At 64.3% G+C, this 26,606-nt stretch carries 24 protein-coding genes and 1 riboswitch; of the genes, 16 read left to right on the top strand and 8 right to left on the bottom strand.

Annotation, left to right across the window (positions count from 1 at the left end; translation table 11 throughout):
- Positions 1 to 52: 52 nt before the first annotated feature.
- A complete protein-coding gene (xth, locus tag WBH99_RS03780) occupies positions 53 to 823 on the bottom strand; it encodes an exodeoxyribonuclease III (RefSeq protein WP_424218780.1) in 771 nt (256 codons plus the stop codon).
- Between the two features lie 228 nt (positions 824 to 1,051).
- On the opposite strand from xth, the gene WBH99_RS03775 reads away from it, so the two are divergent.
- On the top strand, positions 1,052 to 1,351 hold the full coding sequence (locus WBH99_RS03775) for an addiction module antidote protein (protein WP_424218779.1): 300 nt from the start codon (positions 1,052 to 1,054) through the stop codon (positions 1,349 to 1,351).
- Between the two features lie 188 nt (positions 1,352 to 1,539).
- Here WBH99_RS03775 and WBH99_RS03770 read toward each other — a convergent pair whose 3' ends face one another.
- The 4 genes from WBH99_RS03770 to WBH99_RS03755 form a co-directional block, all read right to left on the bottom strand.
- Entirely contained in the window at positions 1,540 to 2,034 is a 495-nt protein-coding gene (locus tag WBH99_RS03770; protein ID WP_424218778.1) for a glutaredoxin family protein, read from the bottom strand.
- An 18-nt stretch (positions 2,035 to 2,052) separates the two neighbouring features.
- On the bottom strand, positions 2,053 to 4,104 hold the full coding sequence (locus WBH99_RS03765) for a M3 family metallopeptidase (RefSeq protein WP_424218777.1): 2,052 nt from the start codon (positions 4,102 to 4,104) through the stop codon (positions 2,053 to 2,055).
- 82 nt (positions 4,105 to 4,186) lie between these two features.
- Positions 4,187 to 5,119, bottom strand: a complete 933-nt coding sequence (locus tag WBH99_RS03760; RefSeq protein WP_424218776.1) for a phosphoribosylaminoimidazolesuccinocarboxamide synthase — start codon at positions 5,117 to 5,119, stop codon at positions 4,187 to 4,189.
- 58 nt (positions 5,120 to 5,177) lie between these two features.
- Positions 5,178 to 6,473, bottom strand: a complete 1,296-nt coding sequence (locus tag WBH99_RS03755) for a DUF3422 family protein (protein ID WP_424218775.1) — start codon at positions 6,471 to 6,473, stop codon at positions 5,178 to 5,180.
- A gap of 244 nt (positions 6,474 to 6,717) precedes the next feature.
- Between WBH99_RS03755 and WBH99_RS03750 the strand changes: the two genes are divergently transcribed.
- Genes WBH99_RS03750 through WBH99_RS03725 form a run of 6 tightly spaced genes read left to right on the top strand, consistent with a single transcriptional unit; the run spans position 6,718 to position 11,136 of the window.
- Entirely contained in the window at positions 6,718 to 7,860 is a 1,143-nt protein-coding gene (locus WBH99_RS03750; protein ID WP_424218774.1) for a D-alanyl-D-alanine carboxypeptidase family protein, read from the top strand.
- Between the two features lie 28 nt (positions 7,861 to 7,888).
- On the top strand, positions 7,889 to 8,761 hold the full coding sequence (locus tag WBH99_RS03745) for a D-amino acid aminotransferase (protein WP_424218773.1): 873 nt from the start codon (positions 7,889 to 7,891) through the stop codon (positions 8,759 to 8,761).
- Positions 8,754 to 9,056 (top strand): YbeD family protein, encoded by a 303-nt coding sequence (locus tag WBH99_RS03740; protein ID WP_424218772.1) that lies wholly within the window; start codon positions 8,754 to 8,756, stop codon positions 9,054 to 9,056. Before WBH99_RS03745 ends, WBH99_RS03740 begins: the two co-directional genes overlap by 8 nt.
- 2 nt (positions 9,057 to 9,058) lie before the next feature.
- Positions 9,059 to 9,682, top strand: coding sequence for a lipoyl(octanoyl) transferase LipB (gene lipB, locus WBH99_RS03735; protein ID WP_424218771.1), 624 nt, complete (start codon positions 9,059 to 9,061; stop codon positions 9,680 to 9,682).
- A 7-nt stretch (positions 9,683 to 9,689) separates the two neighbouring features.
- Positions 9,690 to 10,631, top strand: coding sequence for a lipoyl synthase (lipA, locus tag WBH99_RS03730; protein WP_424218770.1), 942 nt, complete (start codon positions 9,690 to 9,692; stop codon positions 10,629 to 10,631).
- Between the two features lie 25 nt (positions 10,632 to 10,656).
- Positions 10,657 to 11,136: a CreA family protein gene (locus WBH99_RS03725; RefSeq protein ID WP_424218782.1), complete on the top strand. Its 480-nt coding sequence runs from the start codon at positions 10,657 to 10,659 to the stop codon at positions 11,134 to 11,136.
- A gap of 120 nt (positions 11,137 to 11,256) precedes the next feature.
- On the opposite strand, the gene WBH99_RS03720 is transcribed toward WBH99_RS03725, so the two are convergent.
- Positions 11,257 to 11,814: a YaeQ family protein gene (locus WBH99_RS03720; RefSeq protein ID WP_424218769.1), complete on the bottom strand. Its 558-nt coding sequence runs from the start codon at positions 11,812 to 11,814 to the stop codon at positions 11,257 to 11,259.
- A 218-nt stretch (positions 11,815 to 12,032) separates the two neighbouring features.
- On the opposite strand from WBH99_RS03720, the gene WBH99_RS03715 reads away from it, so the two are divergent.
- Entirely contained in the window at positions 12,033 to 14,375 is a 2,343-nt protein-coding gene (locus WBH99_RS03715) for a sensor domain-containing protein (RefSeq protein WP_424218768.1), read from the top strand.
- 33 nt (positions 14,376 to 14,408) lie between these two features.
- On the opposite strand, the gene WBH99_RS03710 is transcribed toward WBH99_RS03715, so the two are convergent.
- Positions 14,409 to 17,261: a bifunctional diguanylate cyclase/phosphodiesterase gene (locus WBH99_RS03710; RefSeq protein WP_424218767.1), complete on the bottom strand. Its 2,853-nt coding sequence runs from the start codon at positions 17,259 to 17,261 to the stop codon at positions 14,409 to 14,411.
- Positions 17,262 to 17,406: 145 nt separating this feature from the next.
- On the opposite strand from WBH99_RS03710, the gene ylqF reads away from it, so the two are divergent.
- Both ylqF and WBH99_RS03700 read left to right on the top strand, forming a co-directional pair.
- Positions 17,407 to 18,333: a ribosome biogenesis GTPase YlqF gene (gene ylqF, locus WBH99_RS03705; RefSeq protein ID WP_424218766.1), complete on the top strand. Its 927-nt coding sequence runs from the start codon at positions 17,407 to 17,409 to the stop codon at positions 18,331 to 18,333.
- A gap of 32 nt (positions 18,334 to 18,365) precedes the next feature.
- Positions 18,366 to 19,139, top strand: a complete 774-nt coding sequence (locus tag WBH99_RS03700) for a DUF4124 domain-containing protein (RefSeq protein ID WP_424218765.1) — start codon at positions 18,366 to 18,368, stop codon at positions 19,137 to 19,139.
- 29 nt (positions 19,140 to 19,168) lie between these two features.
- On the opposite strand, the gene WBH99_RS03695 is transcribed toward WBH99_RS03700, so the two are convergent.
- Positions 19,169 to 21,853 (bottom strand): EAL domain-containing protein, encoded by a 2,685-nt coding sequence (locus WBH99_RS03695; RefSeq protein WP_424218764.1) that lies wholly within the window; start codon positions 21,851 to 21,853, stop codon positions 19,169 to 19,171.
- A 147-nt stretch (positions 21,854 to 22,000) separates the two neighbouring features.
- A riboswitch (cobalamin riboswitch) is annotated at positions 22,001 to 22,220 on the top strand.
- A 93-nt stretch (positions 22,221 to 22,313) separates the two neighbouring features.
- On the opposite strand from WBH99_RS03695, the gene WBH99_RS03690 reads away from it, so the two are divergent.
- The 6 genes from WBH99_RS03690 to WBH99_RS03665 are packed head-to-tail and all read left to right on the top strand — an operon-like array spanning position 22,314 to position 26,601.
- Positions 22,314 to 22,985: an energy-coupling factor ABC transporter permease gene (locus WBH99_RS03690; RefSeq protein WP_424218763.1), complete on the top strand. Its 672-nt coding sequence runs from the start codon at positions 22,314 to 22,316 to the stop codon at positions 22,983 to 22,985.
- The gene (locus WBH99_RS03685; protein WP_424218762.1) at positions 22,982 to 23,332 is read left to right on the top strand and encodes an energy-coupling factor ABC transporter substrate-binding protein; all 351 of its coding nucleotides are present in this window, start codon (positions 22,982 to 22,984) and stop codon (positions 23,330 to 23,332) included. The genes WBH99_RS03690 and WBH99_RS03685 overlap by 4 nt, the downstream gene beginning before the upstream one ends.
- A 7-nt stretch (positions 23,333 to 23,339) precedes the next feature.
- The gene (gene cbiQ, locus WBH99_RS03680) at positions 23,340 to 24,074 is read left to right on the top strand and encodes a cobalt ECF transporter T component CbiQ (protein WP_424218761.1); all 735 of its coding nucleotides are present in this window, start codon (positions 23,340 to 23,342) and stop codon (positions 24,072 to 24,074) included.
- The gene (locus tag WBH99_RS03675) at positions 24,071 to 24,937 is read left to right on the top strand and encodes an energy-coupling factor ABC transporter ATP-binding protein (protein WP_424218760.1); all 867 of its coding nucleotides are present in this window, start codon (positions 24,071 to 24,073) and stop codon (positions 24,935 to 24,937) included. Before cbiQ ends, WBH99_RS03675 begins: the two co-directional genes overlap by 4 nt.
- On the top strand, positions 24,938 to 25,735 hold the full coding sequence (cobM, locus tag WBH99_RS03670; RefSeq protein ID WP_424218759.1) for a precorrin-4 C(11)-methyltransferase: 798 nt from the start codon (positions 24,938 to 24,940) through the stop codon (positions 25,733 to 25,735).
- On the top strand, positions 25,732 to 26,601 hold the full coding sequence (locus WBH99_RS03665; RefSeq protein ID WP_424218758.1) for a sirohydrochlorin chelatase: 870 nt from the start codon (positions 25,732 to 25,734) through the stop codon (positions 26,599 to 26,601). The genes cobM and WBH99_RS03665 overlap by 4 nt, the downstream gene beginning before the upstream one ends.
- Positions 26,602 to 26,606 lie beyond the last annotated feature (5 nt).

The raw sequence follows: 26,606 nt of genomic DNA, 5'->3' as shown, positions 1-26,606 counted from the left end.
GCTATAAGGGGAGGGAAGGGGAGGGAAGGGGAGGGAGGTATGAAACGCCGGGTCAATTCCGGACTATCTCGGCCCAGACCGGGGCGTGGTCCGAGGGACGCTCCAGCTTGCGCGGCGCCCGGTCGATGCCGGCGGCGCTGCATTGTTCAGCCAGAGGATGGGAGAGCAGGATGTGGTCGATGCGCAGGCCTTCGTTCTTTTGAAAGCCGAGCCTGCGGTAATCCCACCATGAGAAGGTTTTTTCCGGCTGCTCGAAGCGGCGGAAGCTGTCGCTCAGGCCCAGCGCGAGCAGGCGTTGAAAGGCGGTGCGCTCCGGTCCGGAGACCAGGATGCAGTCCTTCCAGCGTTCGGGGTCGTGCACATCGCGATCATCCGGCGCGATGTTGTAGTCGCCGCACAAGGCCAGCTGCGGGTGCGACATCAGCTCGCCTTCCAGCCAGCGCGCCAGGGCATCGAGCCAGCGCAACTTGTAGTCGTACTTGTCGCAGCCAACTTCCTGTCCATTCGGCATGTAGGCGCTGATGACCCGCACGCCATCGACCGTGCCGCTGATCAGGCGTTTTTGTTCGTCCGGAAAGAGCGGATTGCCGCAGCTGACGTCCTCGATCGGGGCCTTGGCCAGCAGGGCGACGCCGTTGTAGGTCTTTTGCCCGGAACAAGCCACCTGATACCCGGCCGCTTCAATCCTGGCCCGGGGAAAATTGTGGTCCTCCAGCTTGGTTTCCTGCAGGCACAGGACATCCGGCTGCTGGCTGGCGAGCCAGTCCAGCAGATGGGGCAAGCGGACTTTCAGGCTATTGACGTTCCAGGAAGCGATTTTCATGTATTGATTAACCTGTTGAATTCATTGAAATCATTGTGTCGCGGTTTGTTGTGGCTACACATGTGGCGAGATGCAACAGGGCCGCTGGGGGTTATTGTGCCAGCCATCCCCTGAAACGAAAAACCCGGCGCCGGGCCGTTGATATCCACGCTCCACATTTCTAAGACCAGGACAGGCGGCTTTGCCAGCGCCGGATTGGCGCTCATGCGGCAACTATAGGAGGCGAAAATGGGAACGATCAAACTGCGCAAATGGGATACGGTCGCATACCTCAAGACCGATGAAGACATGGTGATGTACCTGGAGGCGTGCATCGAAGAGGCGGGCGATGACGCGGCCTTCATCGCGGCTGCACTAGGTGACATTGCACGCGCCAAGGGTATGACGCAACTGGCCAAGGCAACCGGCCTTGGTCGTGAAAGCCTCTACAAGGCGCTGTCGGGCGTGGGCAATCCGAGCCTTGGCACCCTCTTGAAGGTCATGCACGCGCTGGGTATCAAGCTGCCCCCCGAAATTGCTCACATCTGACGATCATGGCGGTTGCCGCCCCTTGAAGATGAAAAAGACTTCCGCTCTTGAGCGGCACTCGACAGGAGGCGATGGGAAACGGGGAGCGCTGTACAAACACGTGATGGGTCTTGACATTCATCGAGCGCAGATCACGGCCTGGGCGCTGATCGAGAAAGCCGATGGCCGCTTGCGCATCGAGAGCGATTTCACTGGGCTGCCCCTCCTGGTCCTTTGGGGTAGCCGGCCAGGTCCAGGGTGCTGTTGTAGCTGCTGGCTTCAAAGCCTTTGATGATCTGGCGGCCGACCTTGAGGACGGGGATGGTGGCCTCCCCGGCCAAGGCTTTCAGTTCGCTGATGTCGGCATTGGTCCTGACATTTTTTTCCGTGAACGGAATGCCCCGTTTGCTGAGCAGTTCCCGGGCTTGAGTGCAAGGGTCGCAGTCGGCACCGGTGTACAGGGTGACCGGGAAATTCTGGGCCGCCTGACGGGTGGCGAAGGGGAGCTGGGCGTCGCCGCCGGCGGGAGCGCTGGTGGCGCGGCTGACTTGTCGGGCACTGCCTGGCGGCGGCGTATCGGTGATCATGGTGCGGCCCGTGGCCGGGTCCACCCAGCGATAGGTCTGGGCCAATGCCAGGCTGCTGACCAGCGCCAGGCTCACGGCCAGCAGCAAAACGGCATGGGAACGGTGCGGATTTGCCATGGTGATTCTCCCCGGAAATTACGCCGGGATCATACCATTGTGGCGCAGCAGGGCATCCGGGCTGGGTTCGCGGCCGCGGAAGGCCTTGAAGGATTCCAGGGCCGGGCGCACGCCGCCCATGGCGAGGATTTCCTCCTGGTAGCGCTGGCCGGTGGCCTGGTCCAGGGGATTGCCGGTCTCCTCGAAGGCCGCATAGGCGTCGGCAGAGAGCACCTCGGCCCACTTGTAGCTGTAGTAACCGGCGCCGTAACCACCGGCGAAGATGTGGGAGAAGCTGTTGGGGAAGCGGTGCCAGGCGGGCGGAATCAGCACGGCCACTTCCTGGCGGACTTCGGCCAGCAGATCCATCACGGTCTGGGTTTGCGGGTTGAAATCGCTGTGCAGCAGCATGTCGAACAGCGAAAACTCCAGCTGGCGCATGGTCATCAGGCCGCTCTGAAAGTTCTTTGCGGCCAGCATCTTGTCGAACAGAGCCCTGGGCAGGGGGGCGCCGGTGTCAACATGGCAGGTCATGTCCTTGAGCACCGCCCATTCCCAGCAAAAGTTTTCCAGGAACTGGGAAGGCAGTTCCACCGCGTCCCATTCGACACCGCGAATGCCGGAAACGCCCAGCTCTTCTACCTGGGTGAGCAGGTGATGGAAGCCGTGGCCGGCTTCGTGGAACAGGGTGATCACTTCATCGTGGGTGAAGGTGGCGGGCTTGTCGCCCAGGGGTTTGGAAAAGTTGCAGTTGAGGTAGGCCACCGGGGTCTGGATGCCGCTGGGAGTGCGGCGGCGGGTCACGGCCTCGTCCATCCAGGCGCCGCCGCGCTTGGTTTCCCGGGCATAGAGGTCCATGTAGAACTGGCCCACCAGTTCGCCGGCCGGGTTTTCCAGGCGGTAAAAGCGCACGCTGTCGTCCCAGACCGGGGCGGTATCCGGCTTGATCCTGACGCCAAACAGGGTCTCGATGACCTGGAACAGGCCGCCGATCACCTTGGGTTCGGTGAAGTATTGCTTGACTTCCTGTTCGGAGAAGGCGTAACGGGCCTGTAGCAGCTTTTCGGAAATGAAGGCCACATCCCAGGGTTCGATCTCGGCCATGCCCAGTTCGCTGGCGGCAAAGGCCTTCAGTTCGGCCATGTCCTTTTCGGCGTAGGGCTTGGCCTTGGCGGCCATGTCGCGCAGGAAGGCCAGCACCTGGGCCGGCGTTTCGGCCATCTTGGAAACCAGGGAAACCTCGGCGAAGTTGTGGTAGCCCAGCAGCCTGGCCTCCTCCTGGCGCAGGGCCAGGATGCGGGTCATCAGGCCGCTGTTGTCCCATTCGGGCTTGCTGCCGGAGTCGGAAAATTCGGAGGCCCGGGTGGCAGAGGCCCGGTACATGCGGGCGCGCAGGGCCTGGTTGGTGGCGTACTGCATCACCGGCAGGTAGGAAGGGGCCTGCAGGGTGAATTTCCAGCCTTCCACCCCGGCCGCTTCGGCGGCGGCCCGGGCGGCGAGCTTGATGTCTTCGGGCAGGCCGTCCAGTTCCGCTTCGTCGGTGATGATTTCGGCGAAGGCATTGGTGGCGTCCAGCACGTTTTCGGAGAACCTGGCGGCGAGGCTGGCCAGTTCTTCCTGGATGGCCTGAAAGCGCGGCTTGTCGGCTTCCGGCAGTTCGGCGCCGGAGAGGCGGAAGTCGCGGATCTCGTTGTCGATGATCTTCTTCTGGGCCTGAGTCAGGCCGGCGTATTCACTGCCGGAGCGGATCGCCTTGTACTTGTCGAACAGGGCCAGGTTCTGCCCTAGTTCGCTGTAGAAGCGGGTCACTTCCGGCAGCATGGTGTTGTAGGCGTCGCGCCAGGCGGGAATGTCGTTGACCGAATGCAGGTGGCCGACGATGCCCCAGGCCCAGCTCAGGCGTTCCATGCCGTCGGTCAGGGGAGCGGCGAAGTCGGCCCAGGTGGACGGGGTGTCGGGTTGGGTCAGGCTTTCCACCAGACTGCGGCTTTCGGCCAGCAACTGGCGGATGGCGGGTTGGACGTGTTCCGGGGTGATGCGGTCGAAGGGGGGCAGGCCGGAGGCAATGAGTAACGGGTTGGGGCTGGACATGGGAGACCTTCAGGATGCGGATGATGTTTCTGTAAAGCAAAGGGGCAGGAGAGTTCCCGCCCGGTGTCGGGTGCCGGGAAAATCAGAGTGTCTGGCCGGTCAGGCGTTCGCAGGCTTCGAGATATTTGGCGGCCGTCTTGGCGATGATCTCGGCGGGCAGGCGGGGGGCCGGGGGTTTTTTGTTCCAGTTCAGGGTTTCCAGGTAGTCGCGCACGAACTGCTTGTCGTAGCTGGGGGGGCTGATGCCCTCGGCGTAGCTTTCGGCGGGCCAGAAGCGGGAGGAATCCGGGGTCAGGGCCTCGTCGATCAGGTGCAAGGTGCCGGCCTGGTCGATGCCGAATTCGAACTTGGTGTCGGCAATGATGATGCCGCGGGCAAGGGCATGGTCGGCGGCGGCCTGGTACAGGGCGAGGGCGGCCTCCCGGGCCTGGGCGCAGAGCTCGGCGCCGTTCCTGCCGCTGCCTTCCAGGTCGGCGGCCAGGGCGGCGGCACAGTTGGCCTTGGCCTGCTCGAAGGAGATGTTCTCGTCGTGCTCGCCCGACTCGGCCTTGGTGGCCGGGGTGAAGAGGGGGCTGGGCAGGCGCGCGGCCATCTTCAGGCCGGCAGGGAGGGGAATGCCGCAGACGGCGCCGGTGGCCTGGTAGTCCTTCCAGCCCGAGCCGATCAGGTAGCCGCGCACCACGGCCTCGATGGGCAGGGGCTTCAGGCGCTTGACCACCATGGCGCGGCCCTTGACCTGTTCCACTTCGTCGGGCGCCACCACGGATTCGGGGGCGATGCCGGTGAGCTGGTTGGGGATGATGTGGCTCAGCTTCTGGAACCAGAAGTCGGCCACGGCGGTGAGCACCTGGCCCTTGCCGGGAATCGGATCGGGCAGGATCACGTCGAAGGCGGAGAGCCGGTCGGTGGTGACGATCAGCAGCTTGTCGGCATCCACGGCATAGATGTCGCGTACCTTGCCCCTGGACAGCAGGGGCAGGCTCTTGAGGGAGGATTCGAACAGGGGCTGGCGCACGGCGGGCTCCACAAGGGGTGAAAATGGAAAGGCGATGATTATACAGGGGCTTGGCGTCTCAATCGGTTTCAAGTAGGGCGAGTTTTTTGCGCATGCGCCGGCTGCCCCAGAACACCAGGCCGGCGATCACGGGGATCGAGAGGGCGGTGACCACATCGCTGTTGAGGTGGTGCCAGGCCTTGCTGCCCTTGGCCAGGTAATTGATCAACTGGGAGCCGTAGTAGGTGAGCACCACGACCGAGAGGCTTTCCACGGTTTCCTGCAGCCTGAGTTGCAGGCTGGCGCGGCGGTTCATCTGGGTCAGCAGTTTCTGATTCTGCCGTTCCAGTTCGATATCCACCCGGGTGCGCAAGAGGGCACTCTTCCTGGCGATGCGGGTGGAGGCGTCGTTCTGGCGGCGGGCGGCGGAAAGGCAGGTGTTGATGGCCGGGGCCAGGCGCCGGTCCATGAATTCCCGGATGGGCGAAAAACCGTCCAGGCGGACTTCCCGCAGTTCCCCGATGCGCTGCAGCACCAGCCGGTAGTAGGCCTCGGCGGCGCCGAAGCGGAACGAGGTGCGGGTCTGGGAGTGCTCCACCTCTGCGGCCAGGCGGGTCAGGTCAGCCAGGATCAGGCGTTCATCCTCGGGGCTGCGGGCTTCGCCCATGCGGGTCATCAGCTCGGCTACCTCCTTTTCCACCCGATTCAGCAGTTGCCCGACCTCCTTGGCGACGGGGAAGGCCAGCAGCGCCATCATCCGGTAGGTCTCGATTTCCAGCAGGCGCTGGATGGTGCGGCCGGCCTGGCGGGGGCGCAGATGAGAGTCAATGACCGTAAAGCGCGAAAAGCCTTCGTAGAGGCGGAAGTCGGAAACCACCCAGGCCGCTCCGTTGGCCAACTGGCTGGCGGCCACTGTGGCACCGGACTGGATCAGTTCTGCCAGCAGGGGTTCCGGGTCCTTCTGGCTGGCGGCGACGAAGCTCAGATGGGTGGCCACCATCACCTGGCCGGGGATCGCCTGCCACCAGGGGGTGGGAAAGGCTTCCAGGGCCGAGCCCGTCTCCGGCACGCCGTTCGGGCAGGCGCGAAAGAAGGTGTAGCCGGAAAATTCCGTGTGCCGCTCCCACTTCAGGCGCAGGTCGCCGGCCTCCATGACCCAGTGGTCCCCGTCCACCAGGGGACAGAAGGGCAGGCCGAGCTGGTCGCAGAGCTGGCGCAGATGAGCTTCCTCGTCGGCGGCCGAGTGGCCCTCGTGCAACATCGCCAGATAGCTGATCTGGGCCGGGCCCCCCAGGGACATGGGCGGCCGGGCGTGCAACTCGTTATTGAGGCGCTGGCGCAGGGGGTGTTCGTGCAGGAGGAAGGGAGCGGACATGGGGTAATCGGGTCGAGGGTCGAGGGTCGAGGGGCTGGCCGGAGTGCGGCAGCCGGTGCGTTGACGGTACCGGCTGACTGTACCGGCTGACTGTACCGGAATTCCCGGCTTGTCGAAATCGGGGATGGCCCCGGTCCGGCAGATCAGCCGCTGCCGGTCAAAAACTGTTGCACAACAGGTCGCCGCAGGGGGGCGGGCGGGGCGGTATAATCGGCCGCCCTGCCAACCCATTCCTGACTTTCCCATGAATTCCCTGCTGCAACGCCTGTTTTTGCTGCTGACCTTGCTGGGCCTGAGTGCCGCAGCCCTGGCTCAGCAGCTTCCCGTCTCTCCCGCCCTGGCCGCCCGGTCCTGGGTGCTGGTGGAGTCCGGTTCCAACCAGTTCCTCTCGGCCGAAAAGCCCGATGAGCGGCTCGAGCCCGCTTCGCTCACCAAGCTGATGACGGCCTACCTGACCTTCTCGGCGATCCGTCAGAAGACCCTGGCCCTGGAACAGGGCGTGCCCGTGTCCGAACGCGCCTGGCGCACCGGCGGCTCGAAGATGTTCATCAAGGTGGGCGATCAGGTGCCGGTGGAAGAACTGATCAAGGGCATGATCGTCCAGTCCGGCAACGACGCCTGCGTCGCCCTGGCCGAGGCGATTGCCGGCAGCGAGGAAGCCTTCGCCTTGTTGATGAACAAGGAGGCCGAGCGCCTGGGCATGAAGGCCACTCATTTCAAGAATGCCACCGGCCTGCCCGATCCCGAGCATGTCACCACGGCGCGGGACCTGGCCACCCTGGCCAGTGCCTTGATCCGCGATTTTCCCGAGGAGTACGCCAAGTATTACTCGATGAAGGAATTCCGCTACAACAACATCACCCAGCCCAACCGCAACCGCCTGCTCTGGCTCGATCCCACGGTAGACGGGATGAAGACCGGCTTTACCGAGGCCGCCGGCTATTGCCTGATTTCTTCCGCCAAGCGGGGCGAGCGGCGCCTCCTTGCCGTGGTGCTGGGCACCGATTCCGATGCCGCCCGGGCCTCCGAATCCCTGAAGCTGCTGAACTGGGGCTTCCAGTTCTTCGATGCGGTGAAACTCTATGGAGCCCAGCAGGCCGTGTCCGAGTTCCGGGTCTGGAAGGGAACCCAGAACCAGGTCAAGGCCGGCTTCGCCAAGGACTTCGTGGTGTCCGTGCCCAAGGGCTACAGCGACAAGCTGCAGGCCGAGCTGGTGTCCATGCAGCCCTTGCTGGCGCCGGTGCATCAGGGTCAGACCATCGGTACCCTGAAGCTGAGCCTGGAGGGCAAGCCCTATGGCGAATATCCGGTACTGGCTCTGGAAGAAGTGGCCATCGGCAACTGGTTCGCCCGGCTGATCGACACCATCCGCCTCTGGTTCGCGTAAGCTGACACTTTTTCCCGGGGAGTGCGCCATGGGCACCTACGTCGCTGACACCGTCTATCTCAACGGCAGCTACCTGCCCCTGGCGGAGGCGAAAATCTCGCCGCTGGACCGGGGTTTCCTGTTTGGTGACGGGGTCTATGAAGTGATCCCCGTCTATTCCCGCCGGCCTTTCCGTCAGGCCGAACATCTGCAGCGGCTGGACAACAGCCTGACGGCCATCCGTCTGGCCAATCCCCATGCATCTGCCGGATGGGGCGCCATCGTGGAACGCCTGATTGCCGGCGCGCCCTGGCCGGATCAGGCAATCTATCTACAGGTGACCCGGGGCGCGGAAGAAAAGCGCGACCATCCCTTCCCGACGGATGCCAGCCCCACCGTCTTTGCCATGGCGATGCCCCTGGTGACCCCCAGCGCCGCCGTGCGCGAACAGGGCGTTGCCGCCCTCACCGCCACCGACATCCGCTGGTTGCGCTGCGACATCAAATCGATCAACTTGCTGCCGAATGTGCTCTTGCGCCAGCAGGCCGTGGATGCGGGCGTCGCCGAAACCATCCTGATCCGAGATGGCTACTTGAAGGAAGGCACGGCCGCCAATATCTTCATCGTCAAGGACGGGGTGCTGCTGGCGCCACCCAAGGGCAATCTGATGCTGCCCGGCATCACCTATGACGTGGTGCTGGAACTGGCGGCGGCCCACGGCCTGCCCGTCCGGATCCGGGAAATTTCAGAGGCAAAACTCAGAGGCGCCGACGAGGTCTGGATGACGTCCTCGCCCAAGGAAGTGCTGGCCATCACCCGCCTCGACGGCCAGCCGGTGGGTAACGGCCAGCCCGGCCCCGTGGGGCGGCAGATGTGGCAGTGGTATCAGGACTTCAAGAACACGGTGATGCGAAATGACTGACAAAGCGCTGAACTCCCTTGCCGGACAGCGTTCCGGACTGGATTCCCTGATTGAATACCCCTCGGCCTTTCCCCTGAAGATCATGGGCAAGGCCGAAGCCAATCTGGCGCCGACGGTGCTCGAAATCGTCACCCGCCACGACCCGGCCTTCGTCGCCGCCAGCATGGAAATGCGCGCCAGTTCCGGCGGCAAGTACGTCAGCCTCACCTGCACGGTGACGGCCACCTCCCGCGCCATGCTCGACGCCCTGTACAGGGAGCTGAGCGGGCATCCGCTGATCCAGATCGTCCTCTGAACATGGCGGTTGAAATCCGCCGCCTGGGCCGGGTGGACTATGTGCCCACCTGGGAGGCCATGCAGGCCTTCACGGCCGGGCGCACCCCGGCCACCCCGGATGAGTTCTGGATCGTCGAGCACCCGCCCGTCTTCACCCTGGGCCAGGCCGGCAAGCCCGAACATCTGCTCCGCGACATCGGCATCCCCGTCGTCAAGATCGACCGGGGCGGTCAGGTCACCTATCACGGCCCCGGCCAGGTGGTGATCTACCTGCTGCTCGACCTGCACCGCATGCAGCTCAAGGTGCGGGAGATGGTCGGCAAGATCGAGCAGGCCATCATCGACCTGCTCGCCGCACAGGGCCTCACCGTGAATCGCCGCGCCGGCGCCCCTGGCGTCTATCTGGGCGCCGCCGGCGAAGGCGCCAAGATCGCCGCCCTGGGCCTCAAGGTCAGGAACGGCTGCACCTATCATGGCCTCAGCCTCAACGTGGACATGGATCTCTCCCCCTTTGCCGCCATCAACCCCTGCGGCTATGCGGGCCTGGCCGTCACCCAGACCCGCGATCACCATGTTTCCCTCACCCCCCAAGAGGCGGCAGAGGCCCTTTGCCAGCATTTGCTGCAACAATTGCAACCGGAGTAAGCGCGAAATGGCCGAACAAGGCGTCAAGCAAAAGGGCGAACAAAAAACCGCCCGCATTCCCATCAAGATCGTCCCCGTGGATGATCCCCTGAGAAAGCCGGGCTGGATCCGCGTCAAGGCCGGCAATGAAGGCGGCCGTTTCGGCGAAATCAAGCGCATGCTGCGCGAGCAGAAGCTGCACACGGTCTGCGAGGAGGCGGCCTGCCCCAACATCGGCGAATGCTTCGGCCGCGGCACCGCCACCTTCATGATCCTGGGCGACATCTGCACCCGCCGCTGCCCCTTTTGCGATGTCGGCCACGGCAAGCCCCTGCCGCCGGACGCAAACGAACCCGGACACCTGGCCGAATCCGTCGCCCGGCTGAAACTGCGCTATGTCGTCATCACCAGCGTGGACCGGGACGACCTGCGCGATGGCGGCGCCCAGCACTTCGTGGACGTGATCCGCGCCGTGCGGGCGAGTAGCCCCGGCACCACCATCGAAACCCTGGTGCCCGACTTTCGCGGCCGCCTGGAAATCGCCATCGACAGCCTCGGCCAGAGCCTGCCCGACGTGCTCAACCACAATCTGGAAACCGTGCCCCGCCTCTACAAACAGGCCCGGCCCGGCGCCGATTACGAGCATTCCCTGCAGTTCCTGAAGGCCTTCAAGGCCCGCTACCCGCACATTCCCACCAAGTCCGGGCTGATGGTGGGCCTGGGCGAAACCGATGCGGAAATCCTCGACGTGATGCGCGACCTGCGCGCCCATGCTGTGGAAATGCTCACCATCGGCCAATACCTCGCCCCTTCCGGCCACCACCTGCCCGTCACCCGCTACGTGCCGCCGGACACCTTCAAAATGTACGAGGCAGAGGCAAGGCGGATGGGCTTTGCCGGCGCCGCCTGCGCCCCCATGGTCAGAAGCTCCTACTGGGCGGATCAGCAGGCCCACGCGGCGGGCGTATGAAGAAGAGGACTTCCAGATGACTTCCATGAGGATTGCCATGCGCCCAGCACTCACCCTGTGTCTTGCCTTGCTTGCCCTGCCAGCCCTGCCGGTAGCGGCCGAGGAAATCGGCTGCACGACCACGGAATGGAAATTGATTGGCGCCAACCACCGGGTTTGCGTCTATGCCTACGACGACCCGAAGATTCCCGGCGTGACTTGTCATGTCAGCCAGGCGCGCACGGGGGGGATCAAGGGCAGTCTTGGGCTGGCGGAGGACCCCTCCCAGTTTTCGATTGCCTGCCGCCAGACCGGCCCGATCGTCCTGCCGGAAAAACTGCCGGCGCGTGAAGTCGTGTTCAGCGAGGATACTTCCTTGTTGTTCAAGGAAACCCAGATCCACCGGCTCTACGACACAAAACGCAAGGTGCTGGTTTATCTCGGGATCAGCCGCAAGATCATTTCCGGTGCGCCAGGCAATGCGATCTCGAGCGTGCCGGTGCAGCCCTGGCCGGGCGCAAGATAAGGGCCGCCGGTTGAGGATCGCCGGTTGAGGGCCGCCGGTTGAGGGCCACCGTCGAGGCTTCCGGTTGAGGGCCACCGTCGAGGGGCCACCGTCGAGGGCCGCCGGTATCCGGCTTGATGGTCAGTCCGCGCCTCGTGTCTGGCGCTGCAGGTAGCGGGGTTCGAGCTGAAGGTCCCTCGGGCCGGAGGAGAGCCAGATCTGCCCTTCCTGGAGGGTGCAGGTCAGGTTCATGGTCCGTTCCGCCAGGGCTGCCAGGGCCTGGCTCTGGGCGGCCGGCAGTTGCAGTACCGTGAGTTTGTCCAGCCTGGCCAGGGCGGCCTGGTTCTGTTGCCACCACAGCTCGGCGGTGCGGCCGCTATAAGTGATGACCACGACCTGGCGGGCCCGGCCGCAGGCCTTGCGGATGCGCTTTTCTTCGGGCAGGCCGACTTCGATCCAGCGTTCCAGATTGCCGCCCAGGTCGATTTCCCATAAATCCGGCTCATCTTCGTCGGAAATTCCCTTGCAGAAGCTCAGGTGTTCGCTTGCATGAAGGGCAAAGGCCAGCAGGCGCACCATCATCCGCTCATCGGTTTCGGAGGGGTGGCGGGCCAGGGTCAGGCTGTAGCTGCCGTAGTGCTGCCGGTCCAGGTCGGAAAGCTGGAGTTCCGCCTTGTAGATGGTTGCCTTGAGAGCCATGATCTTTTCGTAATCAAACAAAGGCAAAGATTGTAACGTTCTCCGGCCATGCTGCTGCTGTCGCGTCGGGGAACGGCGTTTCTCCCAGTCTTTCAGGGAGGTGGTCTATTACTTTCGTAGGGGGTACGGTGTATCGTCCCGGTTGCCTTGGGGGTCCCCGCGAGAGTCCCCGCGAGAGTCCCCGCGAGAGGAGGCGGCACATTGCTGAGGAAGACGGAATGCTGGTTTTTTCAAGTTTGAGGCGTGCAGGGCGGCATGCCGGGCGCAAGTTGGCGCTGCTGCTGGCGCTGCTGGTGGCGGTGCCGGTTTCCCTGGCCATGGTCATGGCCCGGGGTGATCTGTTGTCCACGCTCTTTCAGCGCCACGCTTCCATCATGTTGTTGGTGGACCCGGAAACCGGCGAAATCGTCGATGCCAACCAGGCTGCCGGGGATTTTTACGGTTACCCGGTGGCGACCTTGCGCCGCATGACCATCCAGCAGATCAACGCCCTCGAACCCGAGGCCGTGATGGCCGAGCGGCAGCGGGCCCGGGCCGAAGCGCGCAACTACTTCATCTTTCCCCATCGCCTCGCCAATGGGGCGCTGCGCACCGTGGAGGTCCATTCCTCCCCGGTGATCCTGGAAAGCGGCCGGCAGGTGCTGTTTTCCATCCTCCACGACGTGACGAACCGGGCGGTGTCGCCGGATGAGCAGGTGCTCTACCAGCAGCGCCTGGAGCAGGCCGTGGCGAGCTACACGGAGCGGCTCGAGGCGGACCACCTGCGCGAACGCGATTACTTCATTGCCGGGCTGGTCCTGGCACTGGCGGTGATCCTGATGTTGATGGCCTCGATGCTGCGGCGCAGCAGAGCCGAGGCGACCCTGATCCACCGGGAAGAGCAGCTGACCACCCTGATTGAGGCCATGCCCGACATCGTCTGTTTCAAGGATGGTCAGGGGCGCTGGCAGCTGGCCAATGCCTTCGACCTGAAACTGTTTGGTCTCGAGCATGTGGATTACCGCGGCAAGACCGACCAGGAGCTGGCCCGCTACCAGGATTTCCACCGGGAAGCCTTCATGGATTGCGTGGTTTCCGACGAACAAGCGTGGCAGGCCCGGCAGATGGTGCGGTGTGAAGAGGTGATTCGCGTCCCCGATGCGCAGGCCAGGATTTTCGACATCATCAAGGTGCCGCTCTTTCACGCCGACGGCAGGCGCAAGGGGCTGGTGGTGGTGGGGCGCGACATCACCGAGCACAAGCGGGCCGAGGCCGAAATCGAGCAGCTCGCCTATTTCGATCCTCTCACCGGCCTGCCCAACCGGCGCCTCTACCTCGACCGCCTGGAAACCGCCCTTGCGGCGGCCCAGCACAGCCGGGTCTACGGGGCGGTGCTGTTCGTGGATCTGGATGGTTTCAATACGCTGAACGATGCCCGGGGCCACGAGGTGGGCGACCAGGTGTTGCAGGAATGCGCTCGCCGCATTCGCGCCGTGCTGGGGGATGCCGACACGGTGGCGCGCTTTTCTGGCGATGAATATGGGGTGCTGCTACCCCAGCTGACGAGGCAGGAGCATCTGGCCGTGAGACAGGCCCGTTCCGTGGGTGAGCGTATCCGCCTCTGTCTGGCCCAGCCCATCAGTCTCGGTGCCGGGGAAGTGAGTCTGAGCGCCAGTATCGGCATCAGCCTGTTTCCCTCGACGCAGCGCAACACCGCCCTGGATCTGATCAAGTTTGCTGATACCGCGATGCACCAGGCCAAGGCGGCAGGGCGCAATCAGGTGCGCTTCTTCGAGCCCGGCATGCAGGCCCGGGTGGAGGCCCGTTTCTCCATGGAAGGGGATCTGCGCCAGGCCCTGGCGCGGGGCCAGATGCAGGTCTACATCCAGCCCCAGGTGGATCAGGAGGGCAAAGTGCGCGGCGGCGAAGCCCTGTTGCGCTGGCTGCATCCGGAGCAGGGCATGGTGTCCCCGGTCGTTTTTATCCCGGTGGCAGAGGAAAGTGGCGTGATCCTGGCGCTGGGCGACTGGGTGCTGGAAGAGGCGTGCCGCCTGCTCAACCACCCGGCCATGCAGCATGAGTCGCTGCGCATCTCGGTGAATGTCAGCCCGCGCCAGTTCCATCGCCCGGATTTCGTGCAGCGGGTCAAGCAGGTGCTGGCCCAGACCGGGGCCGATCCGAACTACCTGACCCTGGAAGTGACCGAGGGCCTGGTGATCGACAACGTGCACCAGACTGCGGCCACCATGAGCGAGCTCAGGGCCCTGGGGATTCATTTTTCCATCGACGATTTTGGCACCGGCTACTCTTCGCTTTCCTACCTGAAGCGCCTGCCCTTGAACGAGCTGAAGATTGACAAGTCCTTCGTCCAGGACGCGCCGGAAAACCCCAGCGATGCGGCCCTGGTGGATGTGATCTTGTCCGTGGCCCGGCATTTGCGCCTGAAGGTGGTGGCAGAAGGGGTGGAAACGCCGGATCAGGCCAGCTTCCTCACTGCCCGGGGGGAGATGCTGCTGCAGGGCTATCTCTATGGCCGGCCGGTGCCGATCGAGGACTTCCTCAAGCAGTTGCAGCAGGGCTGAGAAAGGCCGGCGGATTCGGCCCGGAGGCTTTTTTCAGAGCGCACGATCGGGCCGGGCCGGGGCCTGGCTCGGACAGCGGGCGGTGGAGAGCCACGCTTCGAGTCCGGCGGCGGGCAGGGGGCGGGCGCAGAAGTAGCCCTGATACTCGTCGCAGCCATAGCCTTGCAGTTGCTGCAACTGGGCCAGGTTTTCCACGCCCTCGGCAATCACTTCCATTCCCAGGCTGTGGGCCAGGCTGATGATGGCGCGGATGATGGCCTGATCCTGGGGGTTGTCCTCCAGGTCGGCGACGAAGGAGCGGTCGATCTTGAGCTTGTCGATCGGGAACGACTTCAGGTAAGCGAGCGAGGAGTAGCCGGTGCCAAAATCGTCGATGGCAATGCGCACCCCCATGGTTTTGAGGTGGCCCAGCATCTGGATGGCACTCGTCGTGTCTTCCATCAGCACCCCTTCGGTCAGTTCGAGCTCCAGCCATTGCGGCGCCAGGCCGCTGGCCGCGAGGGTATCGGCCACCAGGCTGGGCAGGGTGGGGTGGCGGAACTGGGCGCCGGAGAGGTTCACCGCCATCACCATCGGGGGCAGGCCGGCATCCTGCAGGGCCCGGGCCTGGGCGCAGGCGGCTTTGAGGACGAAATCTCCGAGCGGGGCAATGAGGCCCGAATCTTCTGCCACGGGAATGAAGAGAGCGGGCGGCACCGCCCCCAACTCCGGGTTGTGCCAGCGGGCCAGGGCTTCGAGGCCGATGATGCGGCCGCTCTGGAGCGCCACCTGGGGCTGGTAGTGCACAGAGAATTCCCCCTTGCTCAATCCTTCGCGCATGGCGCTTTCCAGTTCCAGACGCTGGCAGGCCATTTCGTTCATTTCCGGGGTGAAGAAGCAGAAATGGTGGCGGCCTTCTTCCTTGGCCCGGTACATGGCGATGTCGGCGTGGCGCAGCAGGGTCTCGAAGTCGCTGGCGTCGTCGGGGAAAATGCTGATGCCGATGCTCGGGGTGATGGTGAGCTGGCGCGCTTCCACCTGGTAGGGCTTGCCGCCTTCGTAGAGGATGCGCCGGGCCAGGTCGGCGGCCTGCTCCGGGTTGATGTGGGGCAGCACGACCACGAACTCGTCGCCGCCCAGGCGGCTTACCAGGCCGTTTTCCCCGGCCAGGTGGGAGAAGCCCTTGTCTCCCACCAGCCGGGACAGGCGCTGGGCCACGGCCTGGAGCAGCAGGTCGCCGGTGAAGTGGCCGAGGGAATCATTGATGTTCTTGAAATGGTCCAGGTCCACGAACAGCAGGGCCAGCTGGCTGCGCTGATCCTTGACCCGCTGCATGCTGGCTTCCGTGCGCTCTTCGAGCAAGCTGCGGTTGGGCAGGCCGGTGAGGGCGTCGTAGAAGGCCATGACCCGGATGCGTTCTTCGTTGTTTTTCTGCACGGTGATGTCGGAGAACGATCCGACCATGCGCAGGGCGCGCCCGTCCGGGCTGCGCTCCACCACCCGGCCGCGCTCCAGTACCCAGATGATCTTGCCGTCGGCGCGGCGCAGCCGGTGCTCCGAGTAATACATCTCGGTCTTGCCCTTGAGGCAGTCGATGATGGCCCGGCGCACCGAGGGGCGCTCCTCGTCGAGCAGGTGGGTGGCGATCTGGGCCGGGGTGGTGGCGAGCGGGCCGCTTTGTTCGAGCCCCAGCATCTGGGCCAGGGCCTGATTGCCGAGGAAGTCGTCTTGGGCCAGGTCCCAGTCCCAGATCCCGTCGCTGGCGGTTTCCAGCACCAGGGAGAGGCGCTGCTCATGCACCCGGATGTGCTGTTCGGCGGTTTCGATCCGGTCCATGAAGTCGTTGAAGGTCAGTGCCAGCTCTTCGATTTCCTCGCTGCCCCCGGCGCTCACCCGGCCGGGCTTGTGCTGCTGGGCGAGGTTGCGGATCTGCCGGGTCAGCGCCTCCAGGGGGTGGAGAAAGCGCTGGGCGATCAGCCAGATCAGCGGCACGGTGAGCAGGCACAGCACCAGGGCGATGGTCAGGATGAAGTGCGTGATGCGTTCCACCGGCTTGTAGGTTTCTTCGACCGGATAGATGGCCGTCAGCAGCCAGTGAGTGCTCTGCATCGGGTAGCGGGCGACCAGGGCGGCGGGGCGGTCCAGGAGGTTGATCTGCCTGGCCTTGTTGGCGAGGGCTTCGCCGGCTTGGGGCAGGAGCCCGGCATCGGCTTCAGGCAGCGGCTGGAGGATGCGTTCCGGGTCCGGGTGCATGATGACCTGGCCGTCGGGGTGGGTGAGCATGAAATAACCGCTGTTGCCGATGCGCACATCGCGCAACTCTCCCAGGATATTGGCCTTGAACAGGTTGATGACCCCGGCCAGGATGCCCAGCAGTTCACCCTGCTCGTCGAAGAGGGGCGTGGAGAGGATGATCAGGGGCTGCCGGGTGATGCGCCCCAGGATCGGCTCGGAAATATGGGAGCGCCGTTCCTGGATGACCTGGCGGACGTATTGCCGCTCCGACATGTCCAGCCCCCGGCGTCCGGGCACGCGAGGCCAGTCGGCAAGCAGGTGGCCCTTGGTATCGAAGATGTACAAATCGTCAAACAGCGACAACAGCGCGTTCATTTCCCTGAGCTGGCCCTCCAGTGCCGCCTCCCGGATGGGGGTGAGGGGCTGGGGGGGAAAGTGCCGGGCTGATTTTTCCAGGGCCTGCATCCGCAGCGCAATCTTCTCGTCCAGACTGCGGCCCGTTTGCTCCACCAGGGTGTGGATCTGGGATTCGACCATGTGCTGGTATTCAGGGCGCAGCAGAATGATTTGCGCCAGGGCCTGGAGACCGAGTAACAGCAAGGCCAGCAGGCTCACGGTCAGAACGATTTTAATCTTGAGGCTGTAAGGGAGAGTCGGGGTGCTTGCAGTCAAGATGGCATGAGGCCGGAGCCGGGCAGAAAAAGAAGCTCGATTGTAAGGGCGCAGCCTGGGGACTGGAAGGGCTGGCGCGGAGAAGGTAGGGATCAGCGAAGGGTGGTGCGATAATCCGGCCATTCAAAGTTGGCAGGAAAACACCATGCCCATCCAATGGTTCCCCGGTCACATGACCACGGCCCGCAAGAAGGCCGCCGAGACCCTGGCCCGCACCGATATCGTCATCGAAGTGCTCGACGCCCGGATTCCCGAGGCAAGCTGCAATCCCATGATCCGTCAGCTGCGCGATTTCCGGCAGCGGCCCTGCCTCAAGGTACTGAATAAATCCGATCTGGCCGACCCCCTCGTCACCGCGGCCTGGCTGGAGTTCTACAACCGCCAGCCCGGGGTCAAGGCGGTTGCCCTGTCCTGCAAGCATCCCGGCGAGCCCGGGCGCATTCCCGCCCTGTGCCGCGCTCTGGCGCCGCATCGCAACGACCCCACCAAGCCCTTGCGCATGATCATCATGGGCATTCCCAACGTCGGCAAATCGACGCTGATGAATGCCCTGCTGAAAAAACGGGTGGCCAAGGTGGGGGACGAGCCTGCCATCACCAAGTCCCAGCAGACCCTGGACCTGGGTAAGGGCATGACCCTGACCGACACGCCGGGCCTGATGTGGCCCAGGATCGAGCATGATTCGGATGGCTACATGCTCGCCGCCAGCCACGCCATCGGCACCAATGCGGTCATCGAAGAAGAAGTGGCCACCTTCCTGGCCGGGCTGCTGCTCGAACGTTACGGCGACTTATTGAGCGCCCGCTACAAATGCCCGGTGCGCGGCCTCGACGGGGCCAGCCTGATCGAAACCATCGCCGCGCGCCGGGGTTGCCGGCTCAAGGGAGGGGGGCTGGATATCGAAAAGGCCGCCTTGATCCTGCTCACCGATTACCGCAGCGGCGCCCTCGGCCGCATCAGCCTGGAAACCCCGGAAACCCGGGCGACCCTGCTGCAGGCGGCCAGCGCCGCGTTGAGCGCCCCCGCCGCGGCGCTAGAAGCCGCTCCGGAGCCGGTGTCGGAACTTGAATGACGGGTAAGGCATGAACGATGCAGGAGGTCAGGATGAGCAGCAGCAGTGAGCAGCGACGGCGGCCCATGGGGCGCAGGTACAAGGGAATTTTCCTGTTGTTGCTGTGTTTGCCGGCCTGGGCTCAGGCCCAGGCGTTCAAATGCCGCCTGCCCTCCGGCCAGGTGACGATTTCTTCGACGCCTTGCCAGGATGGCAGCAAGACCGAGGCCGTGGTGCCGGCCGAGGTGATTCCCGAAGCCCGTCGCCAGCAGGCCATGCAGGAGCAACAGCTACGCCTGCGGCAAATTGAGGCGCTGGAGGCCCAACGTCGCCAGGAAGCCCGCATGGCCGCCGAGGCCGCCCGATCGCGCCGCTATGGCGAGGCGATCCGGGCCTGTGTCGCGGATGTGGAACGCACCGGGGTTGCCGAGCGTGACCGGACCGAATTGATCGCCGCCTGCCAGGATGCCGGCGTGAATCAGGAAAAGCGCCAGGTCGATGCCGAGCTGGTGCGAGCATGCGTGATCAATGTCGAACGTCAGCCCGATTCCGGTCACGACAAAGCCCGCGCCATTGCCAGCTGCCATGGTGCGACGTTGCCGGAGCGCCCGGCGGTTGCCGTGCCGGTGCTGCCGCCGGCGCACCGTCCCGGTGCCATGGCGCCGGGACGGCAGGCGGACTGCGTCGGGGGGGACTGTGAGCATCGCGCTGCCGCGCCATCACGCGGCCTCATCAAGCCGGCGACCGAGCCCAGGTTCGCGCCGGCCCATCCGCCGGGAAATCCCAAGGCGCCTCCCCGTGAGCCGTCGCCCGAGGGGCGGGACTGAGACCTTGCGCGGCAGGGGCGGAGCGGGCTTCAGTGCGGGGCGAGCCGGAAGGTGCTCAGGAATTCCCAGGCCTGGGGCGTCGGCAAGGGCTTGCTGAACAGGTAGCCCTGAATCCACTGACAACCGATGCGGCGGAGAAAATCGAGCTGGGCCTGGGTTTCCACCCCTTCGGCGACGGCCTGGAGGCCGAGTTTGTGGACCAGCAGCATGGTCATTTCGCAGATGGCCGCATCGTTCTCGTCGGTCTCGATGTCCTTCACGAAGGAGCGGTCGATCTTGAGGATGTGGATGGGGAAGAGCTTCAGGTAGGCCAGGGAGGAATAGCCGGTGCCGAAATCATCCAGGGCCAGCTTGACGCCGATTTCGTTCAGGGTCTGCATCATCCGCACGGTGGCTTCCGGATTCTTCATGGCCATGGATTCGGTGATTTCCAGGTGCAGGCGGGCGGGGGGCAGGCCGGTGCTGGCGAGGACCTGACGCACCCGTTCGGGCAGGTTTTCGTCCTGAAACTGGTAAGGGCTCAGGTTCACCGACATGTGCAGCTGATCCAGCCCGGCCTCGTGCCAGGCTTTCAGTTGCCGGCAGGCTTCGTACAGCACCCACTGGCCCAGGGGGATGATGAGCCGGGTTTCCTCGGCCAGTTCGATGAAGTCCAGCGGCGGGACCAGGCCCCGGGTCGGATGCTGCCAGCGCACCAGGGCTTCCACCCCCACCACCTGGCCGCTGCCAGGCTCGACCTGGGGTTGGTAATGGAGCAGGAACTGGCCTGATTCCAGGGCTTGCTCCAGTTCCTGTTCGGCGCTCACCCGCTGGCTGACCTGGGCGCGCATCGGTTCGGTGTAGAACTGGTAGTTGCTGCGCCCCATGGCCTTGGCGTGGTACATGGCGATGTCGGCGTTCTTGATGAGCTCGTCCGTCGCGCTGGCGTCCTGGGGGTAGAAGCAGATGCCGATGCTGGGGGAGGTGTGCAGTTCCTGGCCGGCGATGTCATATGGCATGGCCACCTGCCTGACGATCTTGGCGGCCACTTCGGCGACCTTGACCCTGGCATCGGCGTCATCCACCCCGGTCAGCACCACCACGAATTCGTCACCGCCCAGGCGGGCGACGATGTCGCTGCCCCGCACCGTGCGTTCCAGCCGCTGGGCCACCTGGATCAGCAACTGGTCGCCGACATTGTGGCCCAGTGTGTCATTGATGGCCTTGAAGCGGTCCAGGTCGATGAGCATCACGGCCAGGGATTCGCCGAGGCGCCGGGTAAACGCCATGCTCTGCTCGATGCGTTCGTACAGGCTGAAACGGTTGGGCAAGCCAGTGAGGGTATCGTGATGCGCCAGGTAGCGGATCTTGTCCTCGGCGGCCTTGCGGTCGGTGATGTCCTCGAAGGCGCCGATGTAGTTGGTGATGCGGCCGTCGCCATCGCGCACCACGGAAATGGAGAGGCGTTTGGGGTAGATCTCGCCGGACTTGCGCCGGTACCAGAGCTCACCTTGCCAGGCGTCGGCGGCGGCCAGGGTGGCCCACATTTTCCGATACACCTCGGGGGGCGTGTTGCCGGCGGAGAGCATGTCGGGGCTTTCACCCATCGCCTCTGCCTGGCTGTAGCCGGTGAGCCGGGTGAACTCGCGGTTCACCGCCAGGATGCGGTTGTCGGCATCGGTGATGAAGATGGCTTCGCCGCTATTGGAGAACACGCGCGACATCAGCTGGAGCTCATCCTCCACGCGTTTGCGCTCGGTCATGTTGCGGCCGATGCCGAGCACACCGATGGGCTTGCCGTTCAGGTCGGACACGGGGGTCTTGATGGTTTCCAGCAGGATCGTTGCGCCGCTTTCCGCGTGCGGCAGCCACTCCTCGTTGGTACGGGAAGTCCCGGCGGCGAAGGCTTCCCGATCCTTCTGGTGGAAAAAGTCGGCCAGGTCCGGGGGCATGAAGTCGTGGTCGGTCTTGCCGATCAGTTCCGCGATGGGGGCGCCCATCATGCGCGCCATGGCCTGGTTGCAGGTCAGGAAGCGGCCTGCCAGATCTTTCATCCAGACCGGGTCCGGCAGGGTGTTGAGCAGGGTTTCCATCTGGGCCCGGCTTTCCTGCAGTTGCAGATTGGTCAGGGACAGATGCGAAAGATAGGAAGCCAGATTGACGATCAGCCCCATGGCCAGACGCACCTGTTCGCGGCTGAAGCGGGGCATGGCGTGGATGGCGGCCAGATAGGCTTTCGGGTCGTAGCCATGGTGGTGGGCCTGAGCCGTGAAGAAGGCGTCGTCCACCTTGTCGTCGTCGTAAAAGAACTGGCCGCAGTAGAGGTTGCCCAGGTGCGCTTGCCCGGCAAAGACCGGAGTGACCACGTCCCAGAGCCCGTTTTTGCACTTGTAATCGACGAACTCCCCTTTGCGCAGGTGGCGGGCCAGGAACAGGTCGCTTTCGGTGCAGTTGGCGCAGGAGCTGGGTACGGCCCGGTGAAAGCCGGTGCAAGCCTTCTGCCAGCCGGCGGCCTGGAGGATGTTGCCCTCCAGGTCCAGCAGGGCGGTGGGGATGCCGGTCAACCGGGTCAGGCCATCGAGCAGGGAACGCAGGGACTGGATGTCGATGAGAGCGGCGGCCGGGGTTCCGGATACCTGGTTGGTGCTTCGCTCCAGCGCCCGCCCCGTGCCATGGCCCAGGCCGCCGGTGTGCCAGTGGATCGGGCTGGCCGCGTATTCCTCGGCGTTATCCATGAGAGGTCCTTGGTGCAAGTCGAATCAGGGCAGGGCCCTCGTTTGTGGGGACGGCTTGTTGCGAAGTTCGAAGTATAAAGGCAGGTGACGCCCCTGTTTTGGCTTCTGCGCTGCGCTGGCGAGATATTGTCGTGCCGCCAGTTCAGGTTACAATCCCGGACTTCGGGTGCCTGCCGCCAGCAGTTTATGGCGGGTGGGTGAAACGGGAAGTCCGGTGTCCCTGAATGTTTGCCATTCAGCCATTCCGGCGCAGCCCCCGCTGCTGTAAGCCTGACGACGCTATTTCCACGCCACTGTGTTCTTGCACGGGAAGGCATAGCGAAGGATGAGGGCAAGCCAGAAGACCGGCCCGAAGTAGATGTTGCATCATTCCCCGGGGTGGGGAAGGGCCATTTTCATTCTGCGCCTTCCGTCCATACCTTTGGCATGATGCTTTCTCCTGACTCGGGTGAGGGTTTTTATGCACATCATGGAAGGTTTCCTGCCGTTTCAGCACGCTTTGGGCTGGACTGCGGCATCGGCTCCGGTATTGGTCTGGGGCATTGTCAAACTGAAACGTCGGCTGGCGGAGCAACCGGAACAGCGCATGCTGCTCGGTGTGGCGACCGCCTTCGCCTTTGTTCTTTCTGCCTTGAAGCTGCCGTCCTTGACGGGTAGCAGTTCCCATCCTACGGGCGTCGGCCTGGGGGCCCTGTTGTTCGGCCCTCTGACCATGGTGCCAGTTGCCTTTGTGGTTCTCTTGTTCCAGGCACTGTTGCTGGCCCATGGGGGGCTGACCACCCTGGGAGCCAACCTTTTTTCCATGGGGGTCGTGGGCCCCTGTGTCGCCTACGGGGTGTTTCGCCTGACCCGGGGCCTGGGCCTTTCCACTGCTGTCTTCTGTGGTGCCAGCCTGGGTAATCTGGCAACTTACGGGATGACCTCCTTGCAGCTGGCCCTGGCTTTTCCCGACCCAGTAGGGGGCGTTGGTGCCGCCCTGGCCAAGTTTGCCGGGATTTTTGCCCTCACCCAGATTCCTTTGGCGATCGTCGAGGGACTGCTGACGGTGATGATCGTCAATGCCCTGCGCCGTTTCAATGCGGATGAGTTGCGCCGCCTGCCCCTGCTGCATACCCCGGAGGCAAAGGCATGAGGCGCCAGAACCTGCTGCTGTCCCTGCTGGCCTTGCTGATCCTGATTTTGCCCCTGGTTTTGCCTGCATCCCTGATGCTGGCCCCGGTGTTGGGAGCAGAGGGCCAGGAGCCGGAGACTTTTGCCGGGGCTGACGGCAAGGCCCAGGCGGCCATTGTCGCCATGGTGCCTGCTTATGAACCCTGGTTCGATCCCCTGTTCAAACCACCAGGGGGCGAGGTGGAGTCCTTGTTGTTTGCCTTGCAGGCGGCGTTTGGGGCCGGGTTTCTCGGCTTCTGGCTGGGCGGTGCTGTGATGCGCGAACGCCTGCTGTGGCAGCGCCCAGCCTCCGAGCGTGAACGGGAGTGAGCCTGGCGTGCTGATCGACACTGCCGCCTATGGCAACCGCTGGCGCTGGATTGCCCCCGAAGCCAAGGCTGGTTTTACCCTGGCCGGCCTGTTGGCAGCCTTTCTGGCGGGTTCTCCCGTGATTGCCCTGATGCTGGCCCTGTTGTTCGCCTTGCTGGCGGTACTGGGGGCCGGGGTGCCCGGGAGGCTGTGGCTGCGGGTGGCTTTGCTGCCTCTGGGTTTTCTGGCGCTGAGCAGCTTGTCCCTGCTGTTTTCCGTGACGCCGGAGGCAGGCTGGCACTGGGCCCCGGATGCCGGCGCACGGATCAGTGAACTGGCAGGGCGCTCCCTGGCGGCCCTGTCCGCCCTGTTGTTCCTGGTGCTGAGCACTCCCTTGCCGGACCTGGTGGGCTTGCTGCGCCGACTGCGGTGTCCCGATGCCTTGCTTGATTTGATGGTGGTGGCCTATCGCATGCTGTTCGTGCTGACTGCCGCTGTCCGTGCGACCTGCAAGGCCCAGGAGGCCCGTCTGGGACATGCCTCGAGGCGGCAGAGCCTGAAATCCCTGGGGCTGCTGGCCGCCAATTTGCTGGTGCAGGTCTGGCATCAGGCTCTGGGTCTGCATCTGGCTGCAGCCGCCCGTAACGGGGAGGGGGGATTGCGCTTTCTGTCCGCCGGCTTTGTGCATGCCCGACGCGACTGCTGGCTTGCCTTGCTGGCGGGCATCTGCCTGCTGGCTGCTGTGGCAGGAGAATCGGTATGAGGCCCCTGCTGGAAATCCGTGCCCTTGGTCATCGTTACCCGGACGGCAGTCATGGTCTGGCCGACTGTTCCCTGGTGCTGCTCCCGGGCAGTCGCAATGCGCTGCTGGGTGCCAATGGTTCCGGCAAGACCACCTTGTTGCAGCATATCAATGGCCTCCTGCGCCCCAGTTCGGGGGGCTTGCTGCTGGATGGGCGGGCCCTGGATTACAGTCGGGCTGGCCTGGCTGCCCTGCGTCGCCGGGTTGGCCTGGTATTCCAGAATCCGGATCAGCAGTTGCTGGCAGCAACGGTTTTCGAGGATGTGTCCTTCGGCCCCCTCAATCTTGGGCTGGATGCGGCACAAGTGCGCCGCCGCACGGTCGAGGCCCTGCAGGCGGTGGGGCTCGCCGACCTGGCCGGTCGCCAGGTGCAGCAGTTGAGCCATGGCCAGAAAAAGCGGATCTGCATCGCCGGAGTATTGGCCATGGAGCCGGAGTTATTGCTCCTGGACGAACCCATGGCAGGGCTGGACGCGGCCATGCAGGAAGAACTGCTGACCGTGCTGGATTCCCTTTCCGGGCGGGGCGTCACCCTGCTCTTGTCCACTCACGATGTGGATTTTGCCTATCGCTGGGCCGATGCCATTCACCTGCTGCAGAGGGGGGGCTGTGTCGCCTCTTTTGCGGCGTTGGCTTTGCCCGAGTACAGCAGTGAACTGCTGGCGGCGGGGCAGCCCCTGCCGGCGGTCGTGGCCCTGCATCGCAGCCTGGTCGAGCGGGGACTGCTGGCCGGTGTGCCGGTGCCGCGCAGCCTGGCCGCACTCCAGGCCGTCCTGCGGACGAATTGTCCGAAATTTGAGTTTGAACCCGGTGGAGATCATTAAATGCCTGGAAAAATCTGGTTTGTCGGCGCAGGTCCCGGCGATCCCGACCTGATTACCGTCAAGGGGCGCAAGTTGCTGGAAGCGGCGGGGGCTGTGCTGTTCACCGGCTCCCTGGTGGATCAGGCGGCAAACCTTTACACCCCACCGGACTGCGAAATCCGCGACTCCAAGGACATGACCCTGGAGGAAATGACGGACTGGTTGCTAGATGCCGCTCACCGCCACGCCACCGTGGTGCGCCTGCAGACCGGCGACCCGGGCCTGTATGGTGCCCTGATCGAGATGACCCGTCCCCTCACGGCTGCCGGCGTTGACTGGGCTGTGGTGCCTGGAGTGTCTTCGGCGATGGCCTCTATGGCGGCGGCAAGAGAGACCCTGACCTTGCCGGAGGTGACCCAGACCGTGATCCTGACCCGGGTGGCGGGGCGCACCCCGATGCCCCCGGGAGAGGAACTGGAGGCCCTGGCGGCGCACAAGACCACGCTTTGCATCTACCTGTCGATCACCCTGCTGCACAAGGTGCAGGAGGCGCTGCTGGCGGCCGGCTGGCCCGGGACGGCGCCGATGCTGGTGGTGCAGAAGGCTTCCTGGCCTGGCGAGGAAAAGGTCGTCCGGGGTACCCTGGCCGACATCAAGCAGAAGTGTCAGGCCGGAAAGATCGGCAGCCAGGCCATGATTGTTGCCAGTCCGACCCTGGGCGCCGCCGACTGGCCGGACCTGGTGCGTTCGAAACTGTATGACCCGGTCTTTGGCCATCGTTTCCGTAAAGCCATACTGGCCCCGGAGAATCCCGCATGAAAACCGACATCACCTATCTGCTGGTCTGCCATGGCTCCCGTGGACCCGATGGCAATCGGGAGACTTACGATTTTGTTGCCCGCTGGCGGGCGTTCCACCCGGACTGGCGCATCGAGGTCTGTTTCATCGAGCATGCGGACGTGCTTCTCGAAGAAGGACTGAACAGGGCGGCCGAAGGTGCCCGCCTGGTGCTTGCCATCCCTTTCATCCTGAATGCCGCCGGCCATGTGAAGATGGAAATGCCCGCCGCCCTGGAGCGAGCCCGGGAGCGCCATTCCCAAGTCGAATTCCGCATCACCCGCCACTTGGGCATGGGCCGGGAAATATTCGCCCTTCTCCAGGATCAGCTTGCCCGGCAGGTGAAGGCCATGGCCATGCCGGATCCACGCACCACCGGCGCCATCCTGCTGGGCCGGGGTTCCTCCGATGCCGGGGCCAATGGCGAACTGGCCAAGATGGCCCGCTGGATCTATGAGGAGCACGACCATGAACTGGTGGACCTGGCCTTTACCGGCGTCACCTGGCCGCGCCTGGAGACCGTGGTGCAGCGCCAGGTCAGGCTGGGCATGATGCAGATCGTCATCTTGCCGGTGTATCTGTTTACCGGTGTGCTCATTGAGCGGATCAAGGAGCAGGTGGTGCGTCTGCGCCAGCAGTATCCCCAGGTGGTGTTTGCCCAGGGCAGCCACTTCGGCTTCGATGCGGGGGTTTTCAAACTGCTCGATATGCGTGTTGCCGAACTAGACAGTGCCGGCGGCATGCTGGAGTGTGACGGCTGCAAATACCGGGAGATGGCCGAAGCCGAGCATCTGCTTGACCACCGCCACACCCATACCGCCTGCGCCCAAGGCCGTGCGCATGCCTGATCTGG

Source organism: Azovibrio sp. (genome assembly GCF_049658005.1).
Classification (GTDB): domain Bacteria; phylum Pseudomonadota; class Gammaproteobacteria; order Burkholderiales; family Rhodocyclaceae; genus Azovibrio.
The sequence above is the reverse complement of the archived record's forward strand: the minus strand, read 5'-3'. Positions and strand labels throughout refer to the sequence as shown.